Source organism: Mycobacterium sp. UM_Kg27, assembly GCF_000972905.1.
In the GTDB taxonomy this organism is placed as follows: Bacteria; Actinomycetota; Actinomycetes; order Mycobacteriales; family Mycobacteriaceae; genus Mycobacterium.
This window is the reverse complement of record NZ_JRMM01000162.1, coordinates 1-8728: the sequence shown is the minus strand read 5'-3', so window position 1 is coordinate 8728 and position 8728 is coordinate 1. Positions and strand designations below refer to the sequence as shown.

The window sequence follows — 8728 nt, the reverse complement described above, 5'->3', positions numbered from 1 at the left end:
GTGTATAAGAGACAGGCGTGACGTCGAGTTGCCCGACGTCGGCGACGTGGTGCTGCAGGACACCGAGTCCGGGATCACTCGCGAGTTCACCATCGACGCCAAACTGCGCGATGACTTCGCCCGGGCGGCGGTGGCCCACCGCGCGGACGTCGCCCGCGCCTTGCGCAGTTGCGGCGCGCCGTTGCTGGGGTTGCGGACCGACCGGGACTGGATTGCCGACATCGTCCGTTTCGTCGAGTCACGCCGGCGCGGCGCGCTGGCGGGGACGCCGTGAACTCGACCCGTACACAGACAGGTCTGTTATGACATTGCCGCTACTCGGGCCGATGACCTTGTCGGGCTTCGCCCACCCCTGGTTCTTCCTGTTCCTGTTCGTGGTTCTGGGACTGGTCGTGCTGTACATCCTGATGCAGGTGGCGCGGCAGCGGCGGATCCTGCGGTTCGCCAACATGGAGCTGCTGGAGAGTGTGGCGCCCAAGACGCCGACGCGCTGGCGCCACCTGTCGGCGGTCCTGCTGGTCAGCTCGCTGCTGCTGTTCACCGTCGCGATGGCCGGACCCACCCACGACATCCGGATTCCGCGCAACCGCGCGGTGGTGATGCTGGTCATCGACGTCTCGCAGTCGATGCGGGCCACCGATGTCGCACCGTCCCGGCTGGCGGCCGCGCAGGAGGCCGGCAAGCAGTTCGCCGACGAACTCACCGCGGGCATCAACCTGGGGCTGATCGCCTACGCCGGCACGGCGACCGTGCTGACCTCGCCGACCACCAACCGTGAGGCGACCAAGGCGGCCATCGACAAGCTGCAGCTGGCGGACCGCACCGCCACCGGCGAGGGGATCTTCACCGCGCTGCAGGCGATCGCCACGGTGGGTGCGGTCATCGGCGGCGGTGACACCCCGCCACCGGCCCGGATCGTGCTGCTCTCCGACGGTAAGGAGACCGTGCCGTCCAACCCCGACAATCCCAAGGGGGCGTTCACCGCAGCGCGCACCGCCAAGGACCAGGGCGTTCCGGTCTCGACGATCTCGTTCGGCACGGCCTACGGCTATGTCGAGATCAACGAGCAGCGTCAACCGGTGCCCGTCGATGACGATTCGCTGAAGAAGATCGCCGACCTGTCCGGCGGCAGCGCCTACACCGCCTCCAGCCTGCAGCAGCTCAAAGAGGTCTACGCGACCCTGCAGGACCAGATCGGCTTCGAGACCATTCGCGGTGACGCCAGCACCGGCTGGCTGCGCCTCGGTGCTTTCACTCTGGCGGTGGCCGCGCTGGCGGCACTGCTGCTCAACCGGCGGCTGCCCGCCTAGGTCCCACCCACCCCTTCCGGGTTTGACTCTGCGCGCCCGGCGCGCAAGTGCGAGTAGCCCGCGCCCTGTGCGCAGAGTCAACGTGTCGATTCGATAGGTTATGCCGGTGACAGACAGCGAAGCCCCCGCAGCAAAGCCCGCCTTTGTGTCCCGTTCGGTCCTCGTCACCGGTGGAAACCGGGGCATCGGATTGGCGATCGCGCAGCGACTGGCCGCCGACGGCCACAAGGTGGCGGTGACGCACCGCGGCTCCGGTGCGCCCGAGGGGCTGTTCGGGGTGGTGTGCGATGTCACCGACAACGACGCCGTCGACCGCGCCTTCAAAGAGGTCGAGGAGCACCAGGGCCCCGTCGAGGTGCTGGTGGCCAACGCCGGCATCTCTAAAGACGCGTTCCTGATGCGGATGACCGAGGAGCGCTTCGAAGAGGTCATCAACGCCAACCTGACCGGCGCTTTCCGGGTCACCCAACGGGCGTCGCGCAGCATGCAGCGCAAGCGCTTTGGCCGGATCATCTACATCGGATCGGTCTCTGGCATGTGGGGGATCGGCAACCAGGCCAACTATGCGGCCGCCAAGGCGGGTCTGATCGGCATGGCCCGCTCGATCTCGCGCGAGCTGTCCAAGGCCGGCGTCACCGCCAACGTGGTTGCGCCCGGTTACATCGACACCGAGATGACCCGTGCCCTCGACGAGCGGATCCAGGAGGGCGCGCTGGACTTCATCCCCGCCAAGCGGGTGGGCACCGCCGAGGAGGTCGCCGGCGCGGTCAGCTTCCTGGCATCGGAGGACGCGAGCTACATCGCCGGCGCGGTTATCCCCGTCGACGGCGGCATGGGCATGGGCCACTAGCGACTCGTTCAGTTCAAGATAGGGGACTTTTCATGGCAGGCATTCTCGAAGGCAAGCGGATCCTGGTCACCGGGATCATCACCGATTCCTCGATCGCATTCCACATCGCCAAGGTGGCGCAGGAGGCCGGCGCGCAGCTGGTGTGTACTGGGTTCGACCGGCTGCGGCTGATCCAGCGCATCATCGACCGACTGCCGGAGCCGGCGCCGCTGCTCGAACTCGACGTGCAGAACGAGGAGCACCTGGGTTCGTTGGCCGAGCGTGTCACCGAGGTGATCGGCGAGGGCAACAAGCTCGACGGCGTGGTGCACTCCATCGGCTTCATGCCGCAGACCGGCATGGGCATCAACCCGTTCTTCGACGCCCCCTACGAGGATGTCGCCAAGGGCATCCACATCTCGGCATACTCCTATGCCTCGCTGGCCAAAGCGGTACTGCCGATCATGAACCCCGGCGGGGGCATCGTCGGCATGGACTTCGACCCCACGCGGGCGATGCCGGCCTACAACTGGATGACGGTGGCCAAGAGTGCCCTGGAGTCGGTGAACCGGTTCGTGGCGCGCGAAGCCGGCAAGGTCGGGGTCCGGTCGAATCTCGTTGCGGCCGGCCCGATCCGGACACTGGCGATGAGCGCCATCGTGGGTGGTGCCCTGGGTGAGGGCGCCGGCGAGCAGATCCGGCTGCTGGAGGAGGGCTGGGACCAGCGGGCCCCGATCGGCTGGGACATGAAGGACCCGACGCCGGTGGCCAAGACCGTCTGCGCGTTGCTGTCCGACTGGCTGCCGTCCACCACCGGAACGGTCGTCTACGCCGACGGTGGCGCGCACACCCAGTTGCTGTAGATAGGACGGCGGATGGATGTAGACGCCGTCTTACTCCTGTCCTTCGGCGGGCCGGAAGGCCCGGAACAGGTTCGGCCGTTCCTGGAGAACGTCACCCGGGGACGTGGCGTGCCCTCGGCCCGGCTCGACGCGGTCGCCGAGCACTATCTGCACTTCGGTGGCGTGTCGCCGATCAATGGGATCAATCGCGAGCTGGCCGAGGTAATGCGTGCCGAAACGCCCGGTCTGCCGGTGTATTTCGGCAATCGCAACTGGGAGCCCTACGTCGAGGATGTCGTCGCGCAGATGGCGGCCGACGGTGTGCGGCGAGCCGCGGTGTTCCCGACCTCGGCGTGGGGCGGGTATTCGGGTTGCGACCAGTACGCCGAGGACATCGCCCGGGCGCGAAGAGCGGTCGGGGATCAGGCCCCGGAACTGGTGAAACTGCGCCAGTACTTCGACCACCCGCTGTTCGTGGCGATGTTCGCCGAGGCGATTGGCGCCGCCGCCGACACGCTGCCGGCGGGCCTGCGCGATTCGGCCCGGCTGGTGTTCACCGCGCACTCCATTCCGGTGAGCGCCGACGCACGCTACGGTCCACGGCTGTACAGCCGCCAGGTCGCCCACGCGACGAGTCTGGTCGCGGCCGCCGCGGGTTACACCGACTACGACCAGGTGTGGCAGTCGCGCTCGGGGCCGCCGCAGGTGCCCTGGTTGGAGCCCGACGTCGAAGCACATCTGCTAGCCCTGGCCGACGCCGGTGTGCCCGCGGTGATCGTGTGCCCGATCGGCTTTCTCAGCGACAACATCGAGGTGCTCTGGGACCTCGACAACGAAGTCCGCACTGCGGCGCAGAAGGCCGGAATCGCCTACGCGCGAGCGACCACACCGAATGCCGATCGACGACTGGCCCGGCTGGCCCGCGGCCTGGTCGAGGAGCTGCGCGACGGCTGCGCACCCGAACGCGTCGCCGGTCCGCCCGGCCTGGGCTGTGGGTTCGGGGTCGACGGCGCGCCATGCGGCTCATCGCACTGCATCGCGGCCGTGACGCCGCCGGCTCGCTAGTTGCGCCAGGCCGACTGCAGAATCTCGGTCACCGCTGCGCTGCGTGCCGCGCGCACCACGCTCGCCAGCGGCGCGACCGCATCCACGGCGCGCTGCACCGCCGCCGACGTCTGAGCGCTGGCGGTCAGCAGATCGGCGCTGACGGTGATGATCGCCTCGACGTGGGCGGCGCTCTGCAGAACACGTACCGCACGGTTCGGCGCATGGTCCGGAATCCTGTGCAAGAGAGCAGCTTCCATCATCTGCTCCACACGCAGTCGCGGATCCGCCACGCCGTAGTCGGCCCACCGCGAACCGGTGGAGCCCAATGCTTCGGCGGCCGTCCGCACCGCCGACCGCAACGAGTACTCGGCGTCACCGAGATCGTGCTGCTCGCCGGCCGGCACGCTGGTCAGCGGGAACACGGTCCAGCACAGTTCGGCGGCGTAATCAGCGTCGGCGTCTTCCGAGTACGCCGGAACCAGCCCGATCGGAGTCGAGGCATCCGAAGAGCCGAGCAAAACGGCTTCGCCGGCGAGGATCGCCTCCTGGGAAAAGACCGTCCCGGCCGGCAGTCCGCGGACGTCGCCGGGGACCGGAAACACCGGGCGGATGCCGGCTCCGGCGGCCGACGGCCCCGCACCCCGCACCAACTGCAGCAGGGCGGCGGCGCCGCCGTCGCACGCGTCCGGCCATGACAGACCAACGCTGCTCGCGACGACCGCGTCGTGGGCGGCCACCGATTGCACTGGCGCCCAGGCCGATAGTGCGTCCAACACATCGTCGGGTGCGGCTCGGCCGGCAAGCCAGGCGTTGGCCCACACCGACAGGGAAGTACTCGGGCACCACATGATGCAAGGCAGTGTAGTTGCCGCCCCTTCGTTGCTGGACCGCATAGGTACGGGCGGTTCTCGGGCTATCCTGACCGCATGCCGACTGCCCTGATCTGGTTGGTCTTCGCACTCGGGCTCGCAGGAGCCGAGGCCCTCACCGGCGACATGTTCCTGCTCATGCTGTCCGGTGGTGCGCTGTCGGCGGCGGCGGCCAGCGCCCTGACCGACTGGCCGCTGTGGACCGACGGCGCGGTGTTCCTGGTGGTTTCGGTGCTGCTGCTGGCGTTGGTCCGTCCCGCGCTGCGGCGACGGCTATGGGCCGAAACAGGCGGCGACACGGGGGTGCTGGCGCTGCAGGGCAAGACCGCCCTGGTGCTCGACCGGGTCGAACAACACGGTGGCCGGGTGAAGCTGGGCGGCGAGGTGTGGACCGCCCGCGCGCTCACCGAAGGCGACGTCTTCGAACCGGGGGAGCAGGTCACCGTGATGCACATCGACGGCGCTACCGCCGTGGTCGGCAAGATCCTGTAACGAAAGGAATCGTCATGGAAGGCGTCACAACCGGGCTGCTGTTGCTGGCCGTGTTGGTGGTGTTCGCGATCATCGTGGTCGCCAAGTCGGTCGCGCTGATCCCGCAGGCCGAGGCAGCGGTGATCGAACGCCTGGGCCGCTACAGTCGCACCGTCAGCGGACAGCTGACCCTGTTGGTTCCGTTCATCGACCGCGTGCGGGCCCGCATCGACCTGCGTGAACGGGTGGTGTCCTTCCCGCCGCAGCCGGTGATCACCGAGGACAACCTGACCCTGAACATCGACACCGTGGTGTACTTCCAGGTCACCAACCCCAAGGCCGCGGTGTATGAGATCAGCAACTACATCGTCGGTGTGGAACAGCTGACCACCACGACGCTGCGCAACGTCGTCGGCGGGATGACGCTGGAGCAGACGCTGACCTCCCGCGAGGTGATCAACAGCCAGCTGCGCGGCGTGCTCGACGAGGCGACCGGACGGTGGGGTCTGCGGGTGGCCCGGGTGGAGCTGCGCAGCATCGACCCGCCGCCGTCGATCCAGGCATCGATGGAGAAGCAGATGAAGGCCGACCGCGAGAAGCGGGCCATGATCTTGACCGCCGAGGGACAGCGCGAGGCCGCCATCAAACAGGCCGAAGGCCAGAAGCAGTCCGAGATCCTCACCGCCGAGGGCGCCAAGCAGGCGGCGATCCTGGCCGCCGAAGCCGACCGGCAGTCCCGGATGCTGCGCGCCCAAGGTGAGCGTGCCGCGGCCTACCTGCAGGCTCAGGGGGAGGCCAAAGCCATCGAGAAGACCTTCGCCGCGATCAAGGCCGCTCGGCCCACCCCCGAGCTGCTGGCGTACCAGTACCTGCAGGTGTTGCCGGAGATGGCCCGGGGAGAATCCAACAAGGTGTGGGTGGTGCCCAGTGATTTCGGCACCGCACTGCAGGGCTTCACCAAACTGCTCGGTGCCCCCGGCGAGGACGGCGTGTTCCGCTACCAGCCCTCGCCCTATGACGAGCCCCGGCACCGGGCCGAGGACGACAGTGACGAAGTCGCCGACTGGTTCACCACCCAGACCGACCCGGCGATCGCCCAGGCCGTCGCCAAAGCCGAGGCGGATGCGCGTAAGCCGGTCGAGGGCGTGTTGCCGCCGCAGCTCGATCCCGGTCCGGCGTGAGCGCGCTGACGGCACGGCCGACCTACGCGGCGCTGGCCGCATTCCTGGCGGGTGACGCCGTGGCGTCGGCGGTCCCGGTGCCCTACGTCGCCAAGAACATGGATGCCATGCGGATTCCCGAGGAGGTCCGCTGGGCGGTCCCGGTGGCCAAGGCCGCCACCGCGTTGGGGCTGGCATCGGTGTTCCGCTTCCCGGCCGTCGCCCGGCTCACCACCGGCTTGTTGACGTTGTATTTTGCCGGAGCGCTGGGCATCCACCTGCGCGTGCGCAACCGGATCGCCAACATCGTGCCCGCGGTACTGCTGCTGATGGTGTTCGCCGCGATGACCGCGCAGGGCCCGCACACCGCTGGGGGCGGGGTACGGGCCCTGGAGTCCTAGCTTTCGGGGTTCCCGGGGGTTTCCGGGGGAGATTCAGCCCCGGCGGGACGCGGCGGTGTGCTCGTCGAGCGTGGTCGCTTTGTAGGCGTAGGCGGCCACTACCGCGCCGAGCAACTGGGCGATCAGGTAGACCCAGAGGAACTTCCAGGCGAAGATCCCCGACAGCATCAGACCGAAGGTGATGGCCGGGTTGAACGCCGCGCCCGAGATCGCGCCGACCGCCACCACGCCCACGGTCACCACGAAGCCGATCGCCAGACCGTAAAAGCTGTTGCCGGCGCTGTCTTTGCTGGTTGCGGTGTGCAAAACGACGTAACACAACGCGAATGTGAATACCAACTCGGCCAAGAATGCGGCCCAGACCGTGCCGGTCAGATCAAGCGTGCCCGTGGCGTACTTGTCATGCCACAACCCGAATCCCACACCGAACGCGGCGAGGGCACCGACCAACTGCGCAACGATGTAGGGCCCCAAGTCGCCCAAGGGCAGTGCACCCCGCAGATAAGCGGCCACGGAGACGGCCGGGTTCAGGTGGCCGCCCGAGATGTGCCCACTGGCATACACCATCACCATCAGCACCGAGCCGATGCCCAGCGCGGTGGCAGCCACGCATTCGGTGCCGGACAAGACGATCCCGAGCACTGCGAACATGAAAACGAACGTGCCGATCATTTCGGTCAAATATTTGCGCACCGAGGCGTTCCGATCAGCCATTGATCCGGTCCCTTCACTCCGTCGGGCACTTGCCCAATTTGTGCTGTGCCAGCACATGGCACTAATCAGGACTGTAACGGCGCAGGGCCTTCAGGCGGCTATTCGCCCACCATTTTTCACCGAATTGTTGCTGGATTAATGAGGGCTTCGTGTTGTTTGCCGCGGCGCTATCGGTTCAGGCGCAATTCGACCAGTGGCAGTGCCGTATTGGGCGGGTTCACGGCTGCGCCCAGCGTCTTCTCGAGCACCGCGCTGAACTTCTCCCAAGCGCGGGGATGGCGCTCGATGTAGTGGCCCAGCACCCGGTCGGCTTCGGTCTGTTCCAGCACTCGGGCGGTGGCCGGTACCGCGGACCTGCTCCCGACGTAGACATGCACCCGGGGGTTGGCGCGGATGTTGCGAAACCATTGAGCGCGGTCGCCGAAACCCGATGCCACCACATAGCTGTCGTCGGCGGGGCGGTCGATGACTTCTAGGACGACGCGGCGGCGCGCCCCCGTCTTGCGCCCGATGTGCTCGAGCATCAACAGGCGCTGGCCGAGGAGGCCGCCGAGTCGTGCGCGGTACAGCCAGATCGGGGCGCGCATCAGCCGGCGCGAACTCAACAATCGGCTGACGGTGTCGGCCAAGGACGGCATCTTCAGCACGCTACCCGCGGCCCGGTCGGCGCGCCGTGATCAGCCGATGGCCACCGATTCGCTCGAGTCGATTTCGCGGGTGTCCGGGCCGGCCACGGGCCGCTGTACGCGGTGCGAGCGCGCTTCGTACACCAGCAGCGCCACCCCGACCGCGGCGGTGCAGGCCGAGACCGCGAACAGCAACGGGCTCACCTCACCGGTCAGGGCGTCGCCGAGCACCACCACCGCGGCCGTGCCCGGCAGCAGCCCGATCAGGGTGGCCACCGTGTACGGCACGAGTCGCACCGCCGAGGCACCGGCGGCGTAGTTGATCACCGAGAACGGGATCGCCGGAATCAACCTCAGCGAGACCACCGCGGGCCAGCCGCGTTGGCGAAGGCGGGTGTCGAGCGCGTCAAGTCGCGGGTGTTGCACCACCCGGCTCAACTGCTGTCTCTTATACACATC

At 67.9% G+C, this 8728-nt stretch carries 11 protein-coding genes and 1 pseudogene; 8 read left to right on the top strand and 4 right to left on the bottom strand.

Translation table 11 applies throughout. The features are described from left to right. From LI94_RS18910 to LI94_RS18890, 5 genes and pseudogenes are all read left to right on the top strand, one after another. Positions 1–274 (top strand): annotated as a pseudogene (locus LI94_RS18910) (DUF58 domain-containing protein); the annotation flags it as partial. A gap of 28 nt (positions 275–302) precedes the next feature. Continuing rightward, positions 303–1310, top strand: coding sequence for a VWA domain-containing protein (locus LI94_RS18905; protein ID WP_046302158.1), 1008 nt, complete (start codon positions 303–305; stop codon positions 1308–1310). 100 nt (positions 1311–1410) lie between these two features. Continuing rightward, positions 1411–2160 (top strand): 3-oxoacyl-ACP reductase FabG1, encoded by a 750-nt coding sequence (fabG1, locus tag LI94_RS18900; RefSeq protein ID WP_024443407.1) that lies wholly within the window; start codon positions 1411–1413, stop codon positions 2158–2160. Between the two features lie 32 nt (positions 2161–2192). Continuing rightward, positions 2193–3002, top strand: coding sequence for an NADH-dependent enoyl-ACP reductase InhA (gene inhA, locus LI94_RS18895; RefSeq protein WP_024443408.1), 810 nt, complete (start codon positions 2193–2195; stop codon positions 3000–3002). Positions 3003–3014: 12 nt separating this feature from the next. Continuing rightward, a complete protein-coding gene (locus LI94_RS18890; RefSeq protein ID WP_046302157.1) occupies positions 3015–4046 on the top strand; it encodes a ferrochelatase in 1032 nt (343 codons plus the stop codon). Here the strand turns inward: LI94_RS18890 and LI94_RS18885 are convergent. Next, on the bottom strand, positions 4043–4876 hold the full coding sequence (locus LI94_RS18885) for a hypothetical protein (protein ID WP_024443410.1): 834 nt from the start codon (positions 4874–4876) through the stop codon (positions 4043–4045). The two genes, LI94_RS18890 and LI94_RS18885, sit on opposite strands and share 4 nt — an antisense overlap. A 78-nt stretch (positions 4877–4954) precedes the next feature. Here LI94_RS18885 and LI94_RS18880 point away from each other — a divergent pair, with 78 nt between their 5' ends. The 3 genes from LI94_RS18880 to LI94_RS18870 are packed head-to-tail and all read left to right on the top strand — an operon-like array spanning position 4955 to position 6929. Then, on the top strand, positions 4955–5389 hold the full coding sequence (locus LI94_RS18880; RefSeq protein ID WP_024443411.1) for an NfeD family protein: 435 nt from the start codon (positions 4955–4957) through the stop codon (positions 5387–5389). Between the two features lie 14 nt (positions 5390–5403). Then, positions 5404–6549 (top strand): SPFH domain-containing protein, encoded by a 1146-nt coding sequence (locus tag LI94_RS18875; protein ID WP_046302156.1) that lies wholly within the window; start codon positions 5404–5406, stop codon positions 6547–6549. Further along, positions 6546–6929, top strand: coding sequence for a DoxX family protein (locus tag LI94_RS18870; protein ID WP_046302155.1), 384 nt, complete (start codon positions 6546–6548; stop codon positions 6927–6929). Before LI94_RS18875 ends, LI94_RS18870 begins: the two co-directional genes overlap by 4 nt. Positions 6930–6962: 33 nt before the next feature. Here the strand turns inward: LI94_RS18870 and LI94_RS18865 are convergent, their stop codons facing one another. From LI94_RS18865 to LI94_RS18855, 3 genes are all read right to left on the bottom strand, one after another. Further along, complete coding sequence (locus LI94_RS18865; RefSeq protein WP_036458424.1) at positions 6963–7643, bottom strand: aquaporin; 681 nt, start codon at positions 7641–7643, stop codon at positions 6963–6965. A gap of 167 nt (positions 7644–7810) precedes the next feature. Further along, a complete protein-coding gene (locus LI94_RS18860; RefSeq protein ID WP_024443415.1) occupies positions 7811–8281 on the bottom strand; it encodes a nitroreductase family deazaflavin-dependent oxidoreductase in 471 nt (156 codons plus the stop codon). Positions 8282–8320: 39 nt separating this feature from the next. Beyond that, positions 8321–8728, bottom strand: a 408-nt coding sequence (locus LI94_RS18855) for a VTT domain-containing protein (protein WP_046302154.1), incomplete at its 5' end; no start/stop codon positions are given.

Excerpts from the sequence above, each read along its gene's own strand:
- LI94_RS18905 (WP_046302158.1), top strand. The coding sequence starts at position 303 with ATGACATTGCCGCTACTCGGGCCGATGACCTTGTCGGGCTTCGCCCAC.
- fabG1 (WP_024443407.1), top strand. The coding sequence starts at position 1,411 with ATGCCGGTGACAGACAGCGAAGCCCCCGCAGCAAAGCCCGCCTTTGTG.
- inhA (WP_024443408.1), top strand. The coding sequence starts at position 2,193 with ATGGCAGGCATTCTCGAAGGCAAGCGGATCCTGGTCACCGGGATCATC.
- LI94_RS18890 (WP_046302157.1), top strand. The coding sequence starts at position 3,015 with ATGGATGTAGACGCCGTCTTACTCCTGTCCTTCGGCGGGCCGGAAGGC.
- LI94_RS18885 (WP_024443410.1), bottom strand. The coding sequence starts at position 4,876 with ATGTGGTGCCCGAGTACTTCCCTGTCGGTGTGGGCCAACGCCTGGCTT.
- LI94_RS18880 (WP_024443411.1), top strand. The coding sequence starts at position 4,955 with ATGCCGACTGCCCTGATCTGGTTGGTCTTCGCACTCGGGCTCGCAGGA.
- LI94_RS18875 (WP_046302156.1), top strand. The coding sequence starts at position 5,404 with ATGGAAGGCGTCACAACCGGGCTGCTGTTGCTGGCCGTGTTGGTGGTG.
- LI94_RS18865 (WP_036458424.1), bottom strand. The coding sequence starts at position 7,643 with ATGGCTGATCGGAACGCCTCGGTGCGCAAATATTTGACCGAAATGATC.
- LI94_RS18860 (WP_024443415.1), bottom strand. The coding sequence starts at position 8,281 with ATGCCGTCCTTGGCCGACACCGTCAGCCGATTGTTGAGTTCGCGCCGG.